This window comes from Peribacillus sp. NJ4, from assembly GCF_030348345.1.
Taxonomy (GTDB): domain Bacteria; phylum Bacillota; class Bacilli; order Bacillales; family DSM-1321; genus Peribacillus.
Genome location: NZ_JAUCFQ010000006.1, coordinates 1 through 21,433 on the forward strand (window position 1 = coordinate 1; position 21,433 = coordinate 21,433).

At 40.9% G+C, this 21,433-nt stretch carries 24 protein-coding genes and 2 other annotated features; all 24 genes read left to right on the forward strand.

Going from position 1 to position 21,433, the window contains the following annotated elements:
* Positions 1-371 precede the first annotated feature (371 nt).
* Positions 372-833, forward strand: a complete 462-nt coding sequence (locus QUF94_RS26045; RefSeq protein ID WP_289318627.1) for a CtsR family transcriptional regulator — start codon at positions 372-374, stop codon at positions 831-833.
* Between the two features lie 21 nt (positions 834-854).
* Positions 855-1,406, forward strand: a complete 552-nt coding sequence (mcsA, locus tag QUF94_RS26050; RefSeq protein WP_289318628.1) for a protein-arginine kinase activator protein McsA — start codon at positions 855-857, stop codon at positions 1,404-1,406.
* The gene (mcsB, locus tag QUF94_RS26055) at positions 1,403-2,479 is read left to right on the forward strand and encodes a protein-arginine kinase McsB (RefSeq protein WP_289318629.1); all 1,077 of its coding nucleotides are present in this window, start codon (positions 1,403-1,405) and stop codon (positions 2,477-2,479) included. The genes mcsA and mcsB overlap by 4 nt, the downstream gene beginning before the upstream one ends.
* Before the next feature lie 123 nt (positions 2,480-2,602).
* On the forward strand, positions 2,603-5,044 hold the full coding sequence (clpC, locus tag QUF94_RS26060) for an ATP-dependent protease ATP-binding subunit ClpC (protein ID WP_289318630.1): 2,442 nt from the start codon (positions 2,603-2,605) through the stop codon (positions 5,042-5,044).
* Positions 5,045-5,244: 200 nt separating this feature from the next.
* Positions 5,245-6,633, forward strand: a complete 1,389-nt coding sequence (gene radA / locus QUF94_RS26065; protein WP_289318631.1) for a DNA repair protein RadA — start codon at positions 5,245-5,247, stop codon at positions 6,631-6,633.
* 2 nt (positions 6,634-6,635) lie between these two features.
* Entirely contained in the window at positions 6,636-7,709 is a 1,074-nt protein-coding gene (disA, locus tag QUF94_RS26070; RefSeq protein WP_289318632.1) for a DNA integrity scanning diadenylate cyclase DisA, read from the forward strand.
* Positions 7,710-7,935: 226 nt separating this feature from the next.
* Positions 7,936-9,015, forward strand: a complete 1,080-nt coding sequence (locus QUF94_RS26075) for a PIN/TRAM domain-containing protein (protein WP_289318633.1) — start codon at positions 7,936-7,938, stop codon at positions 9,013-9,015.
* Between the two features lie 21 nt (positions 9,016-9,036).
* On the forward strand, positions 9,037-9,726 hold the full coding sequence (gene ispD / locus QUF94_RS26080) for a 2-C-methyl-D-erythritol 4-phosphate cytidylyltransferase (protein ID WP_289318634.1): 690 nt from the start codon (positions 9,037-9,039) through the stop codon (positions 9,724-9,726).
* A gap of 14 nt (positions 9,727-9,740) precedes the next feature.
* Positions 9,741-10,220, forward strand: coding sequence for a 2-C-methyl-D-erythritol 2,4-cyclodiphosphate synthase (ispF, locus tag QUF94_RS26085; RefSeq protein ID WP_095395284.1), 480 nt, complete (start codon positions 9,741-9,743; stop codon positions 10,218-10,220).
* Between the two features lie 89 nt (positions 10,221-10,309).
* Positions 10,310-11,767, forward strand: a complete 1,458-nt coding sequence (gltX, locus tag QUF94_RS26090) for a glutamate--tRNA ligase (RefSeq protein WP_289318635.1) — start codon at positions 10,310-10,312, stop codon at positions 11,765-11,767.
* 42 nt (positions 11,768-11,809) lie between these two features.
* Positions 11,810-12,057 (forward strand) — a binding site (T-box leader).
* Between the two features lie 85 nt (positions 12,058-12,142).
* Positions 12,143-12,793 (forward strand): serine O-acetyltransferase, encoded by a 651-nt coding sequence (cysE, locus tag QUF94_RS26095; RefSeq protein ID WP_289318636.1) that lies wholly within the window; start codon positions 12,143-12,145, stop codon positions 12,791-12,793.
* 1 nt (position 12,794) lies between these two features.
* Positions 12,795-14,192, forward strand: a complete 1,398-nt coding sequence (cysS, locus tag QUF94_RS26100) for a cysteine--tRNA ligase (protein ID WP_289318637.1) — start codon at positions 12,795-12,797, stop codon at positions 14,190-14,192.
* Between the two features lie 3 nt (positions 14,193-14,195).
* Positions 14,196-14,618: a Mini-ribonuclease 3 gene (locus QUF94_RS26105; protein WP_289318638.1), complete on the forward strand. Its 423-nt coding sequence runs from the start codon at positions 14,196-14,198 to the stop codon at positions 14,616-14,618.
* Positions 14,615-15,358, forward strand: a complete 744-nt coding sequence (rlmB, locus tag QUF94_RS26110; RefSeq protein ID WP_289318639.1) for a 23S rRNA (guanosine(2251)-2'-O)-methyltransferase RlmB — start codon at positions 14,615-14,617, stop codon at positions 15,356-15,358. Before QUF94_RS26105 ends, rlmB begins: the two co-directional genes overlap by 4 nt.
* A gap of 4 nt (positions 15,359-15,362) precedes the next feature.
* Positions 15,363-15,872: an NYN domain-containing protein gene (locus QUF94_RS26115; protein WP_289318640.1), complete on the forward strand. Its 510-nt coding sequence runs from the start codon at positions 15,363-15,365 to the stop codon at positions 15,870-15,872.
* Positions 15,873-15,957: 85 nt separating this feature from the next.
* Complete coding sequence (gene sigH, locus QUF94_RS26120; protein ID WP_094246690.1) at positions 15,958-16,590, forward strand: RNA polymerase sporulation sigma factor SigH; 633 nt, start codon at positions 15,958-15,960, stop codon at positions 16,588-16,590.
* A gap of 201 nt (positions 16,591-16,791) precedes the next feature.
* Positions 16,792-16,941: a 50S ribosomal protein L33 gene (rpmG, locus tag QUF94_RS26125; protein WP_081113075.1), complete on the forward strand. Its 150-nt coding sequence runs from the start codon at positions 16,792-16,794 to the stop codon at positions 16,939-16,941.
* Positions 16,942-16,992: 51 nt separating this feature from the next.
* Positions 16,993-17,175, forward strand: a complete 183-nt coding sequence (gene secE / locus QUF94_RS26130) for a preprotein translocase subunit SecE (RefSeq protein ID WP_214751063.1) — start codon at positions 16,993-16,995, stop codon at positions 17,173-17,175.
* Between the two features lie 257 nt (positions 17,176-17,432).
* On the forward strand, positions 17,433-17,966 hold the full coding sequence (gene nusG / locus QUF94_RS26135; RefSeq protein WP_289318641.1) for a transcription termination/antitermination protein NusG: 534 nt from the start codon (positions 17,433-17,435) through the stop codon (positions 17,964-17,966).
* A gap of 174 nt (positions 17,967-18,140) precedes the next feature.
* A complete protein-coding gene (rplK, locus tag QUF94_RS26140) occupies positions 18,141-18,566 on the forward strand; it encodes a 50S ribosomal protein L11 (protein ID WP_063235791.1) in 426 nt (141 codons plus the stop codon).
* A gap of 104 nt (positions 18,567-18,670) precedes the next feature.
* Positions 18,671-19,366 carry a 50S ribosomal protein L1 gene (gene rplA, locus QUF94_RS26145; RefSeq protein WP_061440375.1) on the forward strand — a complete coding sequence of 232 codons (696 nt, stop codon included), beginning with the start codon at positions 18,671-18,673 and terminating at the stop codon, positions 19,364-19,366.
* Positions 19,367-19,415: 49 nt separating this feature from the next.
* Positions 19,416-19,566, forward strand: a sequence feature (ribosomal protein L10 leader region).
* Between the two features lie 39 nt (positions 19,567-19,605).
* Positions 19,606-20,106, forward strand: a complete 501-nt coding sequence (gene rplJ / locus QUF94_RS26150) for a 50S ribosomal protein L10 (protein WP_207439800.1) — start codon at positions 19,606-19,608, stop codon at positions 20,104-20,106.
* 63 nt (positions 20,107-20,169) lie between these two features.
* On the forward strand, positions 20,170-20,529 hold the full coding sequence (gene rplL / locus QUF94_RS26155; RefSeq protein WP_289318642.1) for a 50S ribosomal protein L7/L12: 360 nt from the start codon (positions 20,170-20,172) through the stop codon (positions 20,527-20,529).
* Between the two features lie 197 nt (positions 20,530-20,726).
* Positions 20,727-21,332, forward strand: coding sequence for a class I SAM-dependent methyltransferase (locus tag QUF94_RS26160; RefSeq protein WP_289318829.1), 606 nt, complete (start codon positions 20,727-20,729; stop codon positions 21,330-21,332).
* Positions 21,333-21,433: the final 101 nt, after the last annotated feature.

Below are 21,433 nucleotides of genomic sequence, written 5' to 3' on the forward strand. Positions count from 1 at the left end.
ATCTAAGATCAGCCATTCTGGCTGGTCTTTTTTGATGTTCTAATTAACGAATAGGTTTTTTATCTCCAGGGTTAGCATAGGGCTGGATCTATTTGTTGGTTAAAATACCATTAGAGGGAACGGGAACTGGAGAAAGAGGTTGAATTTAGGTGAAGGAGCTTTGAGGAGAAGAAAAAATTGCAGGTTTTGCATTTATCTTTTCAGGGTATTTATGTAAGATATTTCAACTTTAATGTTCAATGGGGTATGTAACTACATATAATTTGGAGAAAATGGATAATACAGAAAGAAAGTGCGTTTAAGTTGCAAAATGCATTTTTCCTTGTATAATAATAGTCAAATATAGTCAAAGTCAGAATGGAGGAGGCTGAGTGAGAAACATATCTGATGTTATCGAAACTTATTTGAAGCAAGTGCTGGAAATAAGTCAAAAAGATATCTTAGAGATTAAAAGAAGTGAAATAGCAGATAAATTTCAGTGTGTTCCTTCTCAAATCAATTACGTAATCAATACCCGGTTTACAATCGAGAGAGGTTATGTTGTAGAGAGTAAGCGTGGAGGCGGCGGTTATATACGCATCATGAAAGTGGAATCGCAGGATTCCGTGCAACTTATTAACCAATTATTATCGCTTATTGGTTCTAGGGTAACTCAATCGATGGCTGAAGGAGTAATTTCCCGGCTGATGAATGAGGAAGTCATTAATGAAAGAGAAGCAAAGATTATGATGAGCGTCATAGATAGATCGGTGATTTATATCGACCTACCTGACCGCGATGAGCTTAGGGCAAGAATTTTAACTGCGATGCTTACGACTTTAAAATATAAATGAAACTGGCAGAGGTGATGAACGTTGATTTGCCAAGAATGTCATCAAAGGCCTGCTACCCTACACTTCACCAAAATCATCAATGGAAAAAAGACTGAAGTCATGATTTGTGAGAAATGTGCTCAGGAAAAAGGTGAGGTGTTCATGGATGCAGGTGGACCTGGTTTTTCAATAAATAATTTATTAGCAGGATTGTTGAATATGGAGTCGAATATTCAACAGACAAAGGCAAATGCATTTCCCAAATCGGAAGAGAGGCGTTGCCCGAATTGTCATCGTTCCTATAAAGAATTTGTCCATATTGGTAAGTTTGGCTGTGCCGAATGTTATAAAACATTCAATGAACAGTTAAACCCTATTTTAAAAAGGGTTCATAGCGGCAATACAGCACATATAGGGAAAATTCCAAAAAGGATTGGTGGCACCATATATCTTCGAAAGCAAATTTTGGATTTGAAAGAAGTTTTAAAGACCCACATTATTCAAGAGGAGTTTGAGAAAGCGGCAGAAGTAAGAGATAAGGTTCGTTCCCTTGAAAAAAGGTATGATGCACAAGAGGGAGGCGAGGAATTATGAGCTTGGAAAAGTTTGTAGAAAACGCCTTGAGTTCCTGGATGAGTGCCGAAGGGCCGGAGATCGATATTGTATTGAGTTCCAGGATTCGATTGGCCAGGAATTTCAAAGACTTTACCTTCCCAACCTCCTTTTCTAACGAAGAAGCTAAAAAAATAATTGAATTGGTCAAAAAAAGAATTGAAGAGGAAGTTACTCCAGAGATTGGGAAACTGGAACTTCTAGAGATTGACCAATTACAGCCACTGGAAAAGCGCGTTCTTGTTGAAAAACATTTAATCAGCCCTCATTTAGTTGAGGAATCAGCGAAAAGCGCATGTCTCCTTTCGGAAAATGAAGAAATCAGTATCATGATAAACGAAGAGGATCATCTCCGTATTCAGTGTTTAATGTCGGGGTTGCAGCTAAAGGAAACCTTAAAGATTGCAAATGTTCTTGACGATTGGATTGAAGAATCCATAGACTATGCATATGATGAAGAAAGAGGATACCTAACTAGTTGTCCAACTAATGTGGGAACGGGATTAAGGGCTTCAGTCATGATGCATCTGCCAGGCCTGGTCCTTACTCAGCAAATGAATAATATTATACCGGCTATCAACCAATTGGGGTTGGTGGTACGAGGGATTTATGGAGAGGGCAGTCAAGCGTTAGGGAATATCTTTCAAATCTCTAATCAAATCACTCTCGGAAAGTCGGAAAGGGATATCGTTGAAGATCTAACAAGTGTAGTGCAACAAATCATAGCCCAGGAACGGTCAGCGCGGGATGCATTAGCGAGGACTTCCCACATACAATTAGAAGATAGAGTTTTCCGTTCATATGGGATATTGTCCAATGCTCGAATCATCGAGACCAAGGAAGCTGCTACCTGTATCTCAGATGTTAGGCTAGGTATAGATCTTGGGTATATAAAAAATATTTCTAAAAGCATTCTAAATGAGTTGATGATTTTGACACAGTCGGGATTTTTACAAAAGTATGCAGGTGGCCCTTTAAGATCCCATGAAAGGGATATCCGTAGAGCAGCACTCATCCGAGAACGCTTGAATTTCACGGAATCTTCCTCCTCATAGAGGTCATTATCCTCTTTGGAGAGTACCAATATTCATGAATAGGTATGGAGCAAGAACCTGCCATTACTTAGAGAATTGTCTACAACTTTATTCAAAACGAAAATTCTTAAGGAGGAATTCCCTATGATGTTTGGTCGTTTTACTGAAAGAGCACAGAAAGTATTAGCATTAGCCCAAGAAGAGGCAATCCGTTTAGGTCATAATAATATTGGCACGGAACATATTTTACTGGGTCTGGTCCGAGAAGGTGATGGCATTGCAGCCAAAGCGTTATATGCTCTTGGATTGGGACCGGATAAGATTCAGAAAGAAGTGGAAAATTTAATTGGCCGTGGACAGGATACGGCTCAAACGATACATTATACCCCAAGAGCTAAGAAAGTCATTGAGCTTTCCATGGATGAGGCGAGAAAATTAGGTCATTCATATGTTGGAACAGAGCATGTACTTCTTGGTCTGATACGAGAAGGGGAAGGTGTAGCCGCCCGCGTGTTGAATAATCTGGGAGTAAGTTTAAATAAAGCCCGACAACAGGTATTACAACTTTTGGGCAGCAATGAATCAGGTGGTCATCAAGGTTCAGCTGCTTCAAATGCTAGCACACCGACACTGGATGGCCTTGCCCGTGATTTAACGGCGATTGCCCGGGAAGGAAGCTTGGATCCCGTTATCGGAAGAAGTAAGGAAATACAGCGTGTCATTGAGGTATTAAGCCGTCGTACAAAAAATAACCCAGTATTAATCGGTGAACCTGGGGTAGGTAAAACAGCCATTGCTGAAGGGCTTGCCCAACAGATCATCAATAATGAGGTACCTGAAATTTTACGAGATAAACGCGTAATGACCCTAGATATGGGTACTGTTGTGGCAGGTACTAAATATCGGGGTGAATTCGAGGACCGATTGAAGAAAGTGATGGATGAAATTCGTCAGGCGGGTAATATCATCTTATTCATCGATGAATTGCACACATTGATTGGTGCAGGCGGTGCAGAAGGTGCAATTGATGCCTCCAATATCCTTAAGCCATCATTGGCCCGTGGTGAATTACAATGTATCGGTGCTACCACTTTGGATGAGTACCGTAAGTATATTGAAAAAGATGCTGCGCTTGAACGTCGTTTCCAGCCAATCCAAGTAGATGAACCGACCATGGAAGAATCCATTCAAATTCTCAAGGGTTTACGTGACCGTTATGAAGCCCATCACCGTGTCTCGATTACTGACGAAGCGATTGATGCCGCAGTCAAATTATCCGACCGTTATATTTCCGATCGCTTTTTACCGGACAAAGCGATTGACTTGATTGATGAAGCTGGATCCAAGGTTAGGTTACGTTCATACACAACGCCACCAAACTTAAAGGAACTTGAAGTGAAGCTAGATGATGTGCGTAAGGAAAAGGATGCTTCCGTTCAGAGCCAGGAATTTGAAAAAGCTGCTTCGCTTCGCGATACAGAACAACGCTTAAGAGAACAATTGGAAGAAACGAAAAAGACTTGGAAAGAAAAACAAGGGCAAGAGAACAGTGAAGTGACTGTGGATGATATTGCGCACGTCGTATCCAGCTGGACGGGAGTTCCAGTCACTAAACTGGCGCAAACAGAGTCAGATAAACTGCTTAATATGGAATCAATCCTCCACGATCGCGTAATTGGGCAAGAAGAGGCCGTCATTGCGGTTTCTAAAGCAGTACGACGCGCAAGAGCAGGTTTGAAAGATCCTAAACGTCCAATTGGTTCATTCATCTTCTTGGGACCTACAGGGGTCGGTAAAACCGAGCTTGCCCGTGCTTTAGCTGAATCCATTTTTGGTGATGAAGATGCTATGATCCGTATAGATATGTCCGAATATATGGAGAAACATTCGACTTCACGTCTTGTTGGATCCCCTCCAGGATATGTTGGATACGAAGAAGGCGGACAGTTAACGGAAAAAGTGCGGAGGAAACCATATTCAGTCGTTCTGCTTGATGAAATAGAAAAGGCTCATCCAGATGTCTTCAATATTCTTCTTCAAGTTTTGGAAGATGGAAGACTGACAGATTCCAAGGGGCGTACTGTCGATTTCAGGAATACCATTCTGATTATGACATCGAATGTAGGGGCGTCTGCCTTAAAAATTGATAAGTATGTGGGCTTTAACATCCAGGATACCGGCCAGGATTACAAAAATATGAAAGGGAAAGTGATGGAAGAACTCAAACGAGCATTCCGTCCGGAGTTCCTGAATCGTATTGATGAAACTATCGTGTTCCACTCATTAGAGAAGGATCATTTAAAACAAATCGTCACATTAATGTCAAATCAGCTTACTACCCGTTTGAAAGAACAGGAAATATACTTGGAACTTACAGATGCGGCTAGAGAAAAAATTGCTACGGAAGGTTTCGATCCTGAATATGGGGCACGACCAATCCGCAGGGCGCTTCAGAAGCATGTTGAAGATTATCTTTCCGAGGAGTTGCTTAAGGGTAACGTGAAAAAAGGGCAAACGGTCGTGATGGATGTCGTGAATAATGAGTTTGCAATCCGACAAGGTGAACCTGTTAATGTAAGTGAATAACCTGATTCTAAACTTCGAGGTACACGGCAGATTTTTTTGCAGTGTACCTCTGTTTTTTATCCATAGGTAGAAATGAGTATAAGTTGGACAATGTAGAGTGATTATTTTTTTAAAAAAACTTAGCCTTAAGAAGGTTTAAATAAAACAGAGATATAATATCCTTAATATAGGTATTTTTTCCAAAGAAAGAGGAGTAATTTATGGCTGTAAAGAAGAAAACCAAATTTATGTGTCAGTCTTGTGGATATGAGTCCGCGAAATGGATGGGGAAATGCCCAGGTTGCGGTGAATGGAACAAAATGGTCGAGGAAACTGAAATCGTTAAACCTGCTAGAAAAGGTGCTTTTACCCATTCAGAGGTTAGAGGTTCCGGGGAACGGGAAAAGGCAGCGCCCATAACTACTATTCAATCAGAAAAAGAACCACGGATTAAGACGGATTTAATGGAATTGAATCGTGCTCTTGGGGGCGGGATCGTACAGGGGTCACTTGTATTGATCGGAGGCGATCCGGGTATAGGTAAATCCACCCTACTTTTGCAGGTATCCTCCCAATTGGCACATAAACAGAAAAAAGTGCTTTATATATCAGGTGAAGAGTCAGTCAAGCAAACCAAATTGAGAGCGGACCGGCTTGGGACCATGTCAGAAAATCTATTCGTCTATGCTGAAACCGATATGGACTATATCCAACAGGCGATTACAGAGGTAAAACCGGATTTGGTCATTATTGACTCCATTCAAACGGTGTACCATTCGGAGGTTACATCTGCCCCGGGAAGCGTTTCACAAGTTAGGGAATGCACAGCCTCACTCATGCGCATTGCTAAAACGAATGGGATTGCGATCTTTATCGTCGGACACGTTACAAAAGAAGGGGCCATTGCAGGGCCACGGCTGCTTGAGCATATGGTAGACACCGTTTTATATTTCGAAGGTGAAAGACACCATACATATCGAATCATACGTGCTGTCAAAAACCGATTTGGTTCGACGAATGAGATGGGTATATTTGAAATGAAAGAACATGGTTTGGAAGAGGTCGCGAATCCATCGGAAATTTTCCTTGAAGAAAGGTCTCAAGGAGCTTCGGGTTCCACAGTCGTCGCATCCATGGAAGGAACAAGGCCGGTGCTTGTTGAAATTCAAGCATTGATTTCACCTACTAGTTTTGGCAATCCAAGGCGAATGGCCACAGGGATAGACCATAATCGAGTTTCGCTCTTAATGGCTGTTCTGGAAAAGAGAGTGGGCTTGCTGCTCCAAAACCAAGATGCGTATTTAAAGGTTGCTGGTGGTGTCAAGCTGGATGAACCGGCAATTGATCTCGCTGTCGCAATCAGCATTGCCTCTAGTTTCCGTGATAAACCAACAAACCCTACGGATTGCATCATTGGTGAAGTGGGGCTGACTGGTGAGGTAAGAAGGGTGTCAAGAATTGAACAAAGGGTGCAAGAAGCAGCAAAACTAGGGTTTGAACGAGTTATCATACCGGCTAATAATATAGGGGGATGGACCGCACCAAAAGGTATTAAGATCGTTGGTGTTTCATCGGTTTCGGAGGCTCTTCAACAATCGTTAGGGGGGTAAGTATGACAGATAAAAAAGGGTATGAGAAAACAAAATTGGAGATTCTGCAAATTGTAGCTCCAGGTACCCCGCTTCGGGAGGGTATTGAAAATGTCCTGAGGGCAAATACGGGTGGTTTGATAGTGGTTGGATATAACGAGAAGGTTCGAACTATCGTAGATGGCGGCTTCGAAATCAACTGTAGCTGTACCCCAAGTACATTGTATGAGTTGGCGAAGATGGACGGGGCAATCATTTTAAATGAAAAAGCCGATACGATCATTTTCGCAAATGCCCAATTAGTGCCGGATAACAGTACTCCTTCCACTGAAACGGGAATGCGGCATCGGACAGCGGAACGTGTAGCAAGGGAGACCAAGTCGTTGGTCGTCGCAATATCACAACGCCGGAATGTCATCACTTTATATCAAGGCAATTTCCGGTATGCCCTCAAAGATATAGGGGTCATACTTGCTAAGGCCAATTTAGCCATTCAAACCTTGGAAAAATACAAGGTGGTCCTACAGCAGAGCATATCAGTATTAGGAGCATTAGAGTTTGAGGAAATCGTGACCTATGCCGATCTTTTGCAGGTATTGCACCGTTATGTAATGGTACTCAGAATCAAGGCGGAGCTACTTACTTACCTTAATGAGCTTGGTACGGAAGGAAGATTGATCCGTCTGCAAATGAATGAAATCCTGGCAGATATTGAAACGGAAGGAAAGTGGCTTATCAAGGATTATATTTCCAGTAATGATGAAAAACCAGAGGATATCATTTTTCGGCTTCAAGAGTTGGCCATGCAGGAAAAATTGGACGAAAGCATACTTCTAAAGGTACTGGGCTATCACGGATACATACATCTTGATGAGTCAGTACATCCCCGTGGTTACCGTATTCTTCATAAGATTCCACGCTTGCCGGGTTTGATTATCGAAAATTTAGTGAAACAGTTCGGAAGCTTTAGCGAAGTCAATAAAGCTACAGTTCAAAACCTTGACGATGTAGAGGGTATTGGCGAAGTCCGTGCCAATAAAATTAAAGAAGGACTCCGCATTTTAAAAAATCAGTTGGTCACAAATAGAAGGATGTAAGGTGCAGCTGGCCTTCAAAATTTCTCTGGATTAGCTTGAAATTGATTAGTGTTTATTTTTGACACTCAAAACTCAGGGTGCTAGGCTAATATTACGAAAAAGAGAAGGAGTCATATTAGTAAATCCACTAATTCCTTAAGTGAATTTCACGTATATAATGAAAACGAATTTTCGAAGGTTTCATTTTATTTTATTGGTCAATAATGAGTAGAGGGAGGTGAAAGGGATGTTAAAACGCATTATACAAGCATGCTTCTTAATAGTCGGCGGAACACTTGGTATGTTACTTATTCCAGAATTATTAATTGTATTACATGCAGACGATATTGCTTTAATAAACAATCCTTATGTAAGTGTACTGTTGGGTGCCATTATCTTTTATCTTATTACTTTTTGGGCAGTAGATCATGTGATCTATTTTATGAAGTGGCTGGAGGAACAGCTTGTTAAGATACCGATTACGGACATAATCTTTGGCAGCGTCGGTCTTTTAGTGGGACTGCTTGCGGCGTTCTTGGTTGGTTCCGCCTTCAGTGCCATCAAGGTGGTTCCTATCATCCTTACGCTTTTATTTGGTTATCTTGGTTTCCAGGTGGGCTTTAAAAAACGTGATGAACTATTGAGTTTATTTACGAAAAATAATAAGAAAAAGAATACTGATGGTGAAGTAAGTGAAGAGGACGAAGAGGGGTATAGCAAGCGGCTGAAGATTCTCGATACAAGCGTCATCATTGACGGTAGAATTGCGGATATCTGTCAGACAGGCTTCCTGGAGGGTACCATAGTCATCCCTCAATTCGTATTAAACGAACTACAGCACATTGCTGATTCATCTGATGCATTGAAAAGGAATCGTGGAAGACGTGGTTTGGATATCCTGAATCGGATTCAAAAAGACCTTCCGATTAAAGTGGAGATGTACGAGGGAGATTTTGAAGACATCCAGGAAGTGGATAGTAAACTTGTGAAGCTTGCCAAAATATCGGGCGGAATGGTCGTTACCAATGATTTCAATTTAAACAAAGTATGCGAGTTTCAAAATGTGGCGGTCCTTAATATCAATGACCTTGCCAATGCCGTAAAACCTGTTGTACTTCCTGGGGAAGAGATGAATGTTCAGGTCATTAAGGACGGGAAAGAGCAGAACCAGGGCATTGCTTATTTAGACGATGGTACAATGATCGTTGTAGAGGGTGGTCGTGACCATATTGGGAAACGAATCGATGTACTTGTCACAAGTGTACTGCAAACCTCTGCAGGACGTATGATATTCGCTAAACCGAAACTATTAGAAAAAGCATTATAAAGAAGAGTAGGAGAAACCGTTATGTTTTATGAAGTAGTGATACCTGCAGCTGGACAAGGAAAAAGAATGAACGCGGGCAAGAATAAACTTTTTATTGAACTATCGGGTATCCCGATTATTGTTTATACACTTCGTGTCTTTGAAGAAGATCCTGACTGTCGGGGGATTATCCTTTCGATAAACCCGGCAGAAAAGGATTATTTCAGTCAATTGATAGCAACGTATGGGCTTAAAAAGGTCAAGAAACTCGTCTTGGGTGGCAAGGAGCGCCAACAAAGCGTTTATAATGGGCTGCAACATGCTGGGGAAGAAATCATCCTGGTCCACGACGGGGCTCGCCCTTTTATCAATCCAGGGCAAATCAGAGAATTGACTACCGCAGCTTCCCTTCATGGAGGTGCTGTCATTGCAGTGCCCGTAAAGGATACGATTAAAAAAGTTACTGATAAAAAGGTATTGGAAACGGTGGAACGATCAAGCTTGTGGGCGGTACAAACTCCACAAGCTTTTCGTGTATCCATATTAAAAAGGGCGTATGAACAGGCAGAGGCTGAAGCTTTTTTAGGGACGGACGATGCAAGTTTGCTAGAACGGATCAATGAACAGGTAGTTATTATTGAGGGCAATTATGATAATATTAAAATTACGACTCAGGAAGACCTATATTTTGCAGAAGCGATTTTACATAAACAACAACATGGAAAACGATGATTGGGGAGAATGATATGTTTCGAATTGGACAAGGATATGACGTTCATCAGCTTGTAGAGGGTAGACCCTTGATTATTGGCGGAATTACGATTCCGCATGAGAAAGGTTTGTTAGGTCATTCGGATGCGGATGTACTTTTGCATACTGTTGCTGATGCCTGCTTGGGGGCAATCGGTGCAGGGGATATCGGTAAGCATTTTCCGGATACCGATCCTGAATTTAAAGATGCCGATTCGGCAAAACTGTTGCAGTATATTTGGGCGATTGTAAAAAAAGAAGGATATTCCTTAGGTAATGCGGACTGTACAATCATTGCACAAAGCCCGAAAATGGCACCGTATATTGAGGAAATGCGAGGCAGGATTGCAGAACTTTTAGATGCCTCGATAGATAGAATTAATGTAAAGGCGACCACTACAGAGAAACTTGGATTTACAGGCAGAAGCGAAGGAATCGCGGCACAGGCTGTTGTCTTATTGGTTAAATCAAACTAATTTGTTTTTAGAGTGGATGCCTTTAACCAAATGTATATAAATGATAAAATAAACAATAGAAAAGAACGACTGGGAGGTCTATATATATCATGAGCAGTGATATTCGAGTTCGCTATGCACCGAGTCCGACTGGACATTTACATATAGGTAATGCACGGACGGCTTTATTTAACTATTTATACGCACGAAACAAAGGTGGGAAATTCATCATCCGGATTGAAGATACCGACCAAAAGAGAAATATTGAAGGTGGAGAGGAAAGTCAGCTTAAATATTTGAAATGGCTTGGTATGGACTGGGATGAAGGTGTGGATGTTGGCGGTGAATACGGGCCATATCGTCAATCAGAAAGGAACGACCTTTATCAGGAATTGTATCAAGAGCTTTTAGGTAAGGGTTTGGCATATAAATGCTATTGTACGGAAGAAGAGCTTGAAGCAGAGCGTGAAGGACAGGTCGAACGGAATGAGACGCCAAAATATTCAGGGAAGTGCAGGCATTTAACTGAAGAAGAGCAAAGTGAACTATTGGCTGAAGGACGAAAACCTAGCATTCGCTTTGGCGTTCCAGCGGGGAAAGTCCTTACTTTCAAAGATATGGTCAAGGATGACGTTTCGTTTGAAACAGATGGTTTTGGTGATTTTGTTATCGTTAAAAAAGATGGCATACCGACCTATAACTTTGCAGTGGCAGTCGATGATCACTTGATGAAGATTTCCCATGTCCTTCGCGGTGATGATCATATCTCCAATACTCCGAAACAATTGATGATTTATGAAGCATTCGGATGGGAACCGCCGGTATTCGGACATATGACGCTAATTGTAAACGAAAGCAGGAAGAAACTGAGTAAACGTGATGAATCGATCATTCAATTCATTGAGCAATATGAAGAGCTTGGTTATGTACCTGAGGCTTTATTCAATTTCATTACATTATTAGGATGGTCTCCGGTCGGGGAGGAAGAGATTTTCACGAAAGAAGAGTTCATTAATCTTTTCGATGCTGATCGGTTGTCTAAATCACCTGCACTTTTCGATAAGCAAAAACTTACATGGATGAATAACCAATACGTGAAGCAATTGGACGTAAATCGTGCAGTGGAATTGTCAATGCCTCACTTAATTAAAGCTGGGAAGGTCTCAGAGACACTAACCGCTGAAGAAGAAGAGTGGGTACATGGCCTTGTTTCCCTTTTTCAAGAGCAGATGAGCTATGGAGCGGAAATAGTTAAGCTATCTGAACTGTTTTTCAAGGATGAGGTCGAGTTCGAGCCAGAAGCTAAGGAAGTATTGGCAGAAGAACAGGTACCGGAAGTCATGAAAGCTTTCCTTCAGGAAATCGAAGGGCTTGAAGAATTTAATGCGGATGAAATCAAGAAGTCGATTAAAGCGGTACAAAAAAGCACAGGGCATAAAGGAAAAAAATTATTCATGCCGATAAGGGCGGCCGTCACGGGTCAAACACATGGTCCTGACTTGCCTAAGGCCATTTCATTACTGGGCAAAGAAAAAATTAAACAGCGTATTCAGAGTATTTTATATTAACAATTTGTCGAAAATGTAATATAGTATTTAATAATCTTACAAAAGAACGCGTAGATGGGGAGAAGTAAGTAAACGAAGCTTTTTAGAGAGAACCATAACCTGCTGAAAGTGGTTCAGGCCTCTCGTTTTCTGAAATGCACCCTTGAGTCCTTTGCTGAACTAACCTATAGTAGGCACAGGCGGAATGTCCTCCGTTACAGGGATTAAAGTTGGGGATGAAAAAACAGGGGAAAGCTTTACCTGCTTCGTTATTCCAAACAGAGTGGAACCGCGCTTAAAGCGTCTCTGTCTATTTGGACAGAGACGCTTTTTTATATGCATTAAAAGCTTCAAATGGGGATGTAGGAAAAGGACGGAACATAGGGGGGAATCATTTTGTTAAAGATGTTTAAAGAGGATATCGAAGTGGTTTTTGATCAAGATCCTGCTGCGCGCAGTTATTTGGAAGTCATTTTGACGTATGCGGGTTTACATGCGATTTGGAGTCATAGGATGGCTCACGCACTATTCAAGAAGAAGTTCTTTTTCCTAGCGAGAAGTATTTCTCAAATCAGCCGGTTTTTTACCGGAATTGAAATTCATCCAGGAGCTACCATTGGCCGTCGTTTCTTCATTGACCATGGAATGGGGATCGTCATTGGCGAAACTTGTGAGATTGGTGACAATGTGTCTGTCTTTCAAGGTGTAACCCTTGGGGGGACAGGAAAGGAAAAGGGAAAACGTCATCCTACGATAAAGGATAATGTATTGATTGCCACAGGAGCAAAAGTGCTGGGTTCCATCACTGTTGGGGAAAACTCAAAAATCGGTGCAGGATCGGTCGTTTTAAAGCAAGTGCCACCTAATTCTACAGTTGTGGGCATTCCAGGTAAAGTAGTCATTCAAGATGGTATCAAAATCAACAAAGACCTAAATCATTGTGATCTTCCTGATCCAATCGCTGATCGCTTTAAGGAATTGGATAGTGAACTCAGGGCCTTAAGAGCGAAGCTGGCTGAACAGAAGCAGGAAGAAAGGAGTCTATAATATGGCGATTAAAATATATAACACAGCTACAAGAAAAAAGGAAACCTTCATCCCGATTGAAGAGGGAAAGGTGAAGATGTACGTATGCGGACCCACTGTCTATAATTACATTCATATTGGTAATGCACGACCGGCAATCGTATTCGATACCGTTCGTAGGTATTTGGACTACCGTGGATATGATGTGCAATTCGTTTCGAACTTTACGGATGTGGATGATAAGCTGATTCGTGCGGCAAAAGAATTGGGCGAAGATGTCCCGACAATATCAGAGCGTTTCATCAAGGCTTATTTTGAAGATGTGTCCGCATTGGGCTGCAAAAAAGCGGATGCTCACCCAACCGTAATGGAGAACATGGATGAAATCATTGAATTCATCTCGGCATTGATTGAAAAAGGATTTGCTTATGAATCTGAAGGGGATGTGTATTACCGTACCCGTAAGTTTGAGGGGTATGGAAAACTTTCACATCAGTCCATCGATGAGCTGCGAGTAGGGGCCCGTATTGAAATAGGTGAGAAAAAACAAGATGCCCTTGATTTTGCCCTTTGGAAAGCGGCCAAGGATGATGAAATATCTTGGGAGAGCCCGTGGGGAAAAGGGCGTCCTGGCTGGCATATAGAATGCTCCGCAATGGTCAAAAAGTATTTGGGGGATACAATCGATATTCATGCAGGGGGTCAAGATCTAGCTTTCCCGCATCATGAAAATGAAATTGCACAATCCGAAGCTTTGACAGGTAAGACCTTTGCGAATTATTGGATGCATAACGGGTATATAAATATTGAGAATGAAAAAATGTCTAAGTCATTAGGCAATTTCGTTCTTGTGCATGACATCATTCAGAAGCATGATCCACAAGTGTTACGCTTCTTTATGTTATCCGTACATTACCGTCATCCCATCAATTATAGTGAAGAAGTGCTTGAAAATGTAAAAGCGTCCCTTGATCGGTTAAGGACATCTTATCAAAACTTAAAGCATCGCCTTCAGGTAAGCGACGGATTGACTGAGAATAATGATATTTGGTTGGAGAAGCTTAATGGATTACATGAACAATTCATTAAGGAAATGGACGATGATTTCAACACAGCTAATGCAATATCCATACTCTTCGAACTTTCCAAACAGGCAAATTATTACTTGATGGAGAAAAACACAGACAAGGAAGTCATTGATGCTTTCCTTGAAAAATTCAATACTTTATTTTCTGTCCTAGGTTTGTCACTTGAAGAAGCGGGGCTTTTGGATGAAGAAATCGAAGGTTTGATCCAGCAGAGAATTCAAGCGCGGAAAGACCGCAATTTTGGGTTATCTGATGAAATTCGTGATCGTTTGAAAAACATGAATATCATATTAGAGGATACCCCTCAAGGTACAAGATGGAAAAGAGGGTAATTAATGCTTCATTACGATAATAACGTAGATGCAAAAATGCTGAACAGTCTGGCTTTAGCTTATATAGGTGATGCTGTATACGAAACGTATATCCGGCATCATCTCATTCAAAATGGTGCGGTCAAGCCCAATCTACTTCACAAAAAGGCTACATCTTTTGTAGCGGCTAAAGCTCAAAATAAGATTATCCATTTTTTCCTTGAGTCAGATTGGTTATCGGAAGAGGAATCCGCTGTGGTTCGGCGTGGCCGAAATGCAAAATCCGGTTCGGTCCCGAAGAATACGGATGTGCAAACGTATCGCTACAGTACCGCTTTCGAGGCACTTATGGGATTTTTGTACTTATCCGGTCGAATAGAAAGAATGGAAGAACTAATCAAAAAATCTATTGAATACATTGAAGAAGAAAAGGGGAGTAACCCATGAGTGAAGAATATATCATTGGCAGAAACCCCGTATTGGAAGCTCTTCGCTCCGAACGGGATATTAATAAAATTTGGATAGCCGAAGGCTCACAAAAAGGCTCGATGCAACCACTTATCGGTCTGGCGAAGGAAAAGAAGGTATTCGTGCAAATCGTGCCGAAGAAAAAAATTGACCAAATGGCAGAAGGCATCCATCAAGGTGTTGTCGCACAAGTGGCTGCATATGAATATGTGGAATTGGATGACCTATTCGCAAAAGCGGCTGAACGGGACGAAGCACCTTTTTTCATGATTCTTGATGAAGTTGAAGATCCGCATAATTTAGGTTCGATCATGAGAACGGCTGATGCAGTCGGTGCCCATGGAATCATCATTCCAAAAAGAAGAGCTGTGGGCTTGACGGCAACAGTGGCGAAAGCTTCAACTGGTGCAATCGAATATATTCCGGTTGCTCGCGTGACAAATTTGGCAAGGGCAGTGGAAGAGTTGAAAGAGCGAGGGGTATGGATAGTAGGTACCGATGCGAAAGGCAGCGATGATTACCGTAACATGGACGGAAAGATGCCTATCGGACTTGTTATCGGTAGCGAAGGAAAAGGTATGGCCCGGTTAATGAAGGATAAATGTGATTTTCTCATCCGTCTTCCCATGGCAGGGCAGGTAACTTCGTTAAATGCATCGGTAGCAGCCGGTTTATTGATGTATGAGGTTTATAGAAAAAGAAATCCTCTAGGGCAATGATGGGATGAACATTCTGTTGGTGGACGGTTATAACATTATTGGAGCCTGGCCGGAACTGAGAGAATTAAAAGAACGGGATCTTGCTGCTGCAAGAGACCGGTTGATTGAAATGATGGCGGAATATCAAGCATTTACCGGATACCGTGTAATTGTCGTATTTGACGCTCAATATGTTCAGGGGATTGCCCGTATATTCAAAAATCATAAAGTTGATGTAATTTTCACAAAAGAAAATGAAACTGCGGATGAAAGAATAGAAAAGATGGCCATTGAACTGAATAACGTCAAAACGCAAATCCAAGTGGCAACCTCTGACTTTACAGAACAGTGGGTGATCTTTGGCCAAGGGGCTCTAAGGAAATCCGCTCGTGAACTGCTTATTGAAATGGAAGAAATTCAAGGGGAAATCAAGAAAGATGTCAGAAAAACAACGACAATAAAACCCGCGGTTAAAATTCCTTTAAGTGAAGAAGTGGCAGAAATTTTCGAAAAATGGCGCCGAGGTAAAATTTGAACCATTGACGGGTAAATTTTACCTGCTGTATAATATTTCTATCTGAGTCAGGTCAGGGGGATATAATGTGGGTCTCAAATTCGGAATGAAGCTGAACGAAAAGTATCTGCAGTTTGAGGATGATGAATTGATAGGGTTGGTTCACACTGGTGATAGTGAAGCGCTGGATTATTTGATCCAAAAGTATCGTAATTTTGTTAGAGCAAAAGCAAGGACTTATTTCTTAATTGGTGCAGATAAGGAAGACATCGTGCAAGAAGGTATGATTGGTTTATATAAAGCCGTCCGTGATTTTAAAGGGGATAAGTTATCTTCCTTTAAAGCATTTGCAGAACTGTGCATTACGAGGCAGATCATAACAGCTATCAAAACAGCAACACGTCAAAAACATATTCCGCTCAATTCCTATGTTTCCCTGGACAAGCCCATTTATGATGAGGAATCGGACCGAACTCTAATGGATATTATATCGGGTACGAAAGTTTTGGACCCGGAAGAACTTATCATCAACCAAGAAGAGTTTGACGATATCGAATTAAAGATGGCCGAGCTCCTGAGTGATCTTGAGAGAAAAGTGTTAGCTCTTTACCTGGATGGACAAACCTACCAAGAAATTTCGGAAGAGTTGAACCGGCATGTTAAGTCAATCGACAACGCCCTTCAGCGGGTGAAAAGAAAGCTCGAGCGCTACCTGGAAGTAAGGGAAATCAGTTTATAATCCCTCCGCTTTTTCCGCTTAATTTCATCTGTCCCTTCTCCACATGGAAGTTTATTATTCACTGAAATTTTTAATGGTATGTTAAGAAAACAATGGTTTGATTTCCGGTATCCATAATGGGCGAAACCCGCTTTGACATTGACAATAAAAGACAGCCGTGATAAGGTTTTATGGATATAGTAGATAGGATAGGTGTATCTAATGCGAAAAAAAATAGTTCTTGCCTGCACTGATTGCGGTTCAAGAAATTATAGTTATGAGAGCAAACAATCGACAAGCGGAGAACGCCTGGAAATCAAGAAATTTTGCAGTACGTGCAATTCACACTCGATTCATAAAGAAACGAAATAACCGTTTTATAAATAGATTGACAGAAGCTTCTAATGCTTGGAGGATACATTCATGAAACGTTTTACCGAATTTTTCAGCGGAGTCGCTCGCGAAATGCAAAAAGTAAGCTGGCCTAAACGCAAGGAGCTTACCAAATATACAATCGTGGTAGTGACGACTGTATTGTTTATGGCTTTATTCTTTACAGTGGTCGATTTGGGCATTTCCGAATTAATTCGCTTAGTTATTGAATAAGAGATTCGAAAATAAGGTATAATAGTGATAGAATAATATGTGTCAGCAGAAAAGCCCGGAAACGGGTTTTTTAATTTGTCTTTTTTAAGAAGTGAAGAAGTTCAAAATCGAGCACTGCTGTAATATGAATCATCATAATTTATTCTAGTTAAGTCGGGATGACGACGGTTTGGTATTTTGGCTAAAACGTTCAAAGATAAAGATTAATAAAGAAAATGATTGATTGCAGGGAGGGAAGGACGTTAAAGTCCTAACACATGGAAAAGAATTGGTATGTAGTTCACACCTATTCAGGTTATGAGAATAAGGTTAAGGCTAACTTGGAAAAACGTGTTGAGACTATGGGGATGGAAGACAAGATCTTTCGCGTTGTAGTTCCAGAAGAAGAAGAAACAGAAATTAAAGATGGCAAAAAGAAAGTGACCAAAAAGAAAGTATTCCCAGGTTATGTACTGGTTGAGATTATCATGACGGATGATTCTTGGTATGTTGTCCGGAATACGCCTGGCGTAACAGGTTTCGTAGGTTCATCTGGAGCTGGGTCAAAACCGACTGCGTTGCTGCCGGAAGAAATTGAAGTCGTTCTTAAACGAATGGGCGTGGATGAAAGTAAATTCGAAGTTGATTTTGAAATCGGTGAAATGGTTCAAGTTAAAGAAGGACCATTTGCAACCTTTGCAGGACCTATTGAAGAACTTGATAAAGATAAAGGTAAAGTAAGGGTTCTAGTCAATATGTTCGGTCGTGATACACCGGTTGAACTTGATTTTAATCAAGTGGAAAAATTATAAACGGAAAAAAACTTGAAATTGTCTTTTGAAAGTGGTAAAATTTCAAAGGTCAGTATGTTTCAATTTTTAGGCCTCAACGATACAAGCATTCTTTATTAATATATAAAGAATTCAAGATGAGTGGGAGGGTATATCCCTATTACCACATCACGGACTTATAAGGAGGTGTGTCTCGTGGCTAAAAAAGTAATTAAAATGGTTAAATTGCAAATTCCTGCTGGTAAAGCGAATCCGGCACCGCCAGTCGGTCCTGCATTAGGTCAAGCTGGTGTAAACATCATGGGATTCTGTAAGGAGTTCAACGCTCGTACAGCAGATCAAGCTGGTCTAATTATTCCTGTTGAAATCACGGTATTTGAAGACCGTTCATTTACATTCATTACAAAAACTCCACCGGCTGCAGTATTGCTTAAGAAAGTAGCTGGTATCGAGTCTGGTTCTGGTGAACCTAACCGTAAAAAAGTTGCTACAGTCAAGCGTGATCAAGTGCGCGAGATTGCTGAAACTAAAATGCCTGACCTAAACGCTGCAAGCGTTGAAGCTGCAATGCGTATGGTTGAAGGTACTGCTCGCAGCATGGGTATTGTCATCGAAGACTAATCCATGTAATTGCTATTTGTTTCTACGGGGTTGCGATTGATACTCGCAACCTTTATTCGTGGGAGGTTATACCGTTAAAACCACAATTTAGGAGGATTTATATCATGGCGAAAAAAGGTAAAAAGTATCTTGAAGCAGCTAAGCTTGTAGAAGTTTCTAAGGCTTATGCTGTAACTGAAGCAATCGAAGTTGCTAAAAAAGCTAACTTCGCAAAATTCGATGCGACTGTTGAAGTTGCTTTCCGTTTAGGCGTAGACCCTAAGAAAGCTGACCAACAAATTCGTGGAGCGGTTGTTCTACCGAATGGTACTGGTAAAACTCAACGCGTATTAGTATTCGCTAAAGGCGAAAAAGCAAAAGAAGCGGAAGCTGCTGGTGCTGACTACGTTGGCGAATCTGACTTCATCAACAAAATCCAACAAGGATGGTTCGAATTCGACGTAATCGTTGCGACTCCAGACATGATGGGTGAAGTTGGTAAACTTGGCCGTGTATTAGGACCTAAAGGATTAATGCCTAACCCTAAAACTGGCACTGTAACATTCGACGTAACAAAAGCTGTCAATGAAATCAAAGCTGGTAAAGTTGAATACCGCGTAGATAAAGCTGGTAACATCCATGCTCCAATCGGTAAAGTATCTTTCGAAGATGCTAAACTAGTGGAAAACTTCACTACTATCTATGATACGTTAATGAAAGTTAAACCTGCGGCTGCTAAAGGAACTTACATGAAAAACGTTTCTGTAACTACTACAATGGGCCCTGGTGTGAAAGTTGATCCTTCTACTTTCAATAAATAATAATTGACATTCCAAAACTATTGTTGTTATAATAAGTTTTGTTGTGAATAAATGAATATCATTTGTACCGTAGACAGTAGGTGCTCGTTACGAGCTTAATTCCCTGCCGAGGTAATTCGATAATAATAGTCCTTGACTATGACTTTTGAAATTACTGCCTTCATGTCTGCAATAGAGATGAAGGCTTTTTCTTTGAAACGGTATAAATGTTTTCAAGCAAATCTACAGGAGGTGTAAGGATGAACGCAATTATTGAACAAAAGCAAAAAATCGTTGCTGAGATTACTGGTAAATTAACTGCAAGCCAATCAACAGTAGTTGTTGACTACCGTGGATTGACTGTTGCTGAATTAACAGAACTTCGTAAGCAACTTCGTGAAGCTGGCGTTGAGTTTAAAGTTTACAAAAACTCTTTAACTCGCCGTGCTGCTGAAAGTGCTGAACTTAGCACTTTAAACGAATCTCTAACAGGACCAAACGCAATTGCATTCTCAACTGAAGATGTTATTGCGCCAGCAAAAATCCTTAACGATTTTGCGAAAAAACATGAAGCGTTAGAAATCAAAGCTGGAGTTATCGAAGGAAATGTTGCAACTGCTGAAGAAATTAAAGCTCTTGCAGAACTACCTTCACGCGAAGGCCTACTTTCAATGCTACTCAGCGTGCTACAAGCACCTATGCGCGGACTTGCTCTTGCTACAAAAGCTGTTGCAGAGCAAAAAGAAGAACAAGGCGCGTAAGCTAACCGCTTATTCAGCCTGCTGATTCAAAAAAAAACCAACCATTTCGAGGAGGAAATAATAATGACTAAAGATCAAATCATTGAAGCAGTTAAAAATATGACTGTTTTAGAATTAAACGACCTTGTAAAAGCAATCGAAGAAGAATTTGGCGTAACTGCTGCTGCACCTGTAGCTGTAGCTGCTGCTGGTGGCGCTGCTGCTGAAGAACAAACTGAGTTTGATGTTATCCTTACATCTGCTGGAGATCAAAAAATCAAAGTTATCAAAGCTGTACGTGAAGTTACAGGTCTTGGACTTAAAGAAGCAAAAGAACTTGTTGACAACACTCCAAAAGCAATCAAAGAAGGCGCTACTAAAGAAGAAGCTGAAGAAGTTAAAGCTAAACTTGAAGAAGTTGGAGCTGGCGTTGAAGTTAAGTAATCTTGCATAAACAAAAAGCTCGCTATCACTGGCGGGCTTTTTTTCTTCATTTTAATGAAATGACGGAAATACGCCGTTAATGGTTTGATTAATTAAGAGGTTTCGTTATTCAAACATTCCGGCATGCAAGTATCCATTCTTCAAATCTCTTCTCTCATTAAATCTTCAATATTCCTTTCTGATAGGGGGAGATGACTCTGACAGAGCATTACTACTCACATAAACCGGATGTCGTAAGCAATCCGAAGTTTTGGGATTTTACATTAAAGGGACGTACCTTTCGCTTCAAAAGTGATAATGGTGTTTTTTCGAAAAAGGAAGTTGATTTCGGATCGCGTCTTTTGGTTGAGAGTTTTAACCTTAATGAAGCTGTGGAAGGAGATATTCTTGATGTTGGTTGCGGTTATGGACCAATCGGAATATCGATTGCGGCAGCTTATCCCGATAGAGCGATAGAAATGATTGATATAAATAGCCGGGCAGTTGAGTTGTCAAAAGAGAATGCAGCTACTAATGGGATCGCAAATGTGAAGATTTACGAAAGTGATCGTTTTGACAAAGTTGGCTCCAATCAATTCGCGGCAATTCTTACGAACCCTCCCATTCGCGCAGGCAAAAGTGTAGTCCACGAAATTTTAGAAGAAAGCTATCGCAGTTTGGTAGCTGGTGGAGAATTATGGGTTGTCATTCAAAAAAAACAAGGGGCTCCATCCGCAATGGATAAAATGGAGCAATTATTTGGCAATATTGAAGTGCCCGTTAAGAAAAAAGGTTACTATATACTATTATCCAAAAAGGTTTGACTCTAAATTTTCGCTATGTTAGTATTATAAAATGCATATATATAATTCCGTAACTATGCAATTTTTATACCATTGGTGTATAACCAATGGATAATATGGGA

Excerpts from the sequence above, each read along its gene's own strand:
- radA (WP_289318631.1), top strand. The coding sequence starts at position 5,245 with ATGGCTGTAAAGAAGAAAACCAAATTTATGTGTCAGTCTTGTGGATAT.
- ispD (WP_289318634.1), top strand. The coding sequence starts at position 9,037 with ATGTTTTATGAAGTAGTGATACCTGCAGCTGGACAAGGAAAAAGAATG.
- mcsB (WP_289318629.1), top strand. The coding sequence starts at position 1,403 with ATGAGCTTGGAAAAGTTTGTAGAAAACGCCTTGAGTTCCTGGATGAGT.
- secE (WP_214751063.1), top strand. The coding sequence starts at position 16,993 with ATGAAACGTTTTACCGAATTTTTCAGCGGAGTCGCTCGCGAAATGCAA.
- nusG (WP_289318641.1), top strand. The coding sequence starts at position 17,433 with ATGGAAAAGAATTGGTATGTAGTTCACACCTATTCAGGTTATGAGAAT.
- rlmB (WP_289318639.1), top strand. The coding sequence starts at position 14,615 with ATGAGTGAAGAATATATCATTGGCAGAAACCCCGTATTGGAAGCTCTT.
- QUF94_RS26075 (WP_289318633.1), top strand. The coding sequence starts at position 7,936 with ATGTTAAAACGCATTATACAAGCATGCTTCTTAATAGTCGGCGGAACA.
- cysS (WP_289318637.1), top strand. The coding sequence starts at position 12,795 with ATGGCGATTAAAATATATAACACAGCTACAAGAAAAAAGGAAACCTTC.
- rpmG (WP_081113075.1), top strand. The coding sequence starts at position 16,792 with ATGCGAAAAAAAATAGTTCTTGCCTGCACTGATTGCGGTTCAAGAAAT.
- rplL (WP_289318642.1), top strand. The coding sequence starts at position 20,170 with ATGACTAAAGATCAAATCATTGAAGCAGTTAAAAATATGACTGTTTTA.
- disA (WP_289318632.1), top strand. The coding sequence starts at position 6,636 with ATGACAGATAAAAAAGGGTATGAGAAAACAAAATTGGAGATTCTGCAA.
- sigH (WP_094246690.1), top strand. The coding sequence starts at position 15,958 with ATGAAGCTGAACGAAAAGTATCTGCAGTTTGAGGATGATGAATTGATA.
- rplJ (WP_207439800.1), top strand. The coding sequence starts at position 19,606 with ATGAACGCAATTATTGAACAAAAGCAAAAAATCGTTGCTGAGATTACT.
- rplA (WP_061440375.1), top strand. The coding sequence starts at position 18,671 with ATGGCGAAAAAAGGTAAAAAGTATCTTGAAGCAGCTAAGCTTGTAGAA.
- gltX (WP_289318635.1), top strand. The coding sequence starts at position 10,310 with ATGAGCAGTGATATTCGAGTTCGCTATGCACCGAGTCCGACTGGACAT.
- QUF94_RS26115 (WP_289318640.1), top strand. The coding sequence starts at position 15,363 with ATGAACATTCTGTTGGTGGACGGTTATAACATTATTGGAGCCTGGCCG.
- ispF (WP_095395284.1), top strand. The coding sequence starts at position 9,741 with ATGTTTCGAATTGGACAAGGATATGACGTTCATCAGCTTGTAGAGGGT.
- QUF94_RS26105 (WP_289318638.1), top strand. The coding sequence starts at position 14,196 with ATGCTTCATTACGATAATAACGTAGATGCAAAAATGCTGAACAGTCTG.
- clpC (WP_289318630.1), top strand. The coding sequence starts at position 2,603 with ATGATGTTTGGTCGTTTTACTGAAAGAGCACAGAAAGTATTAGCATTA.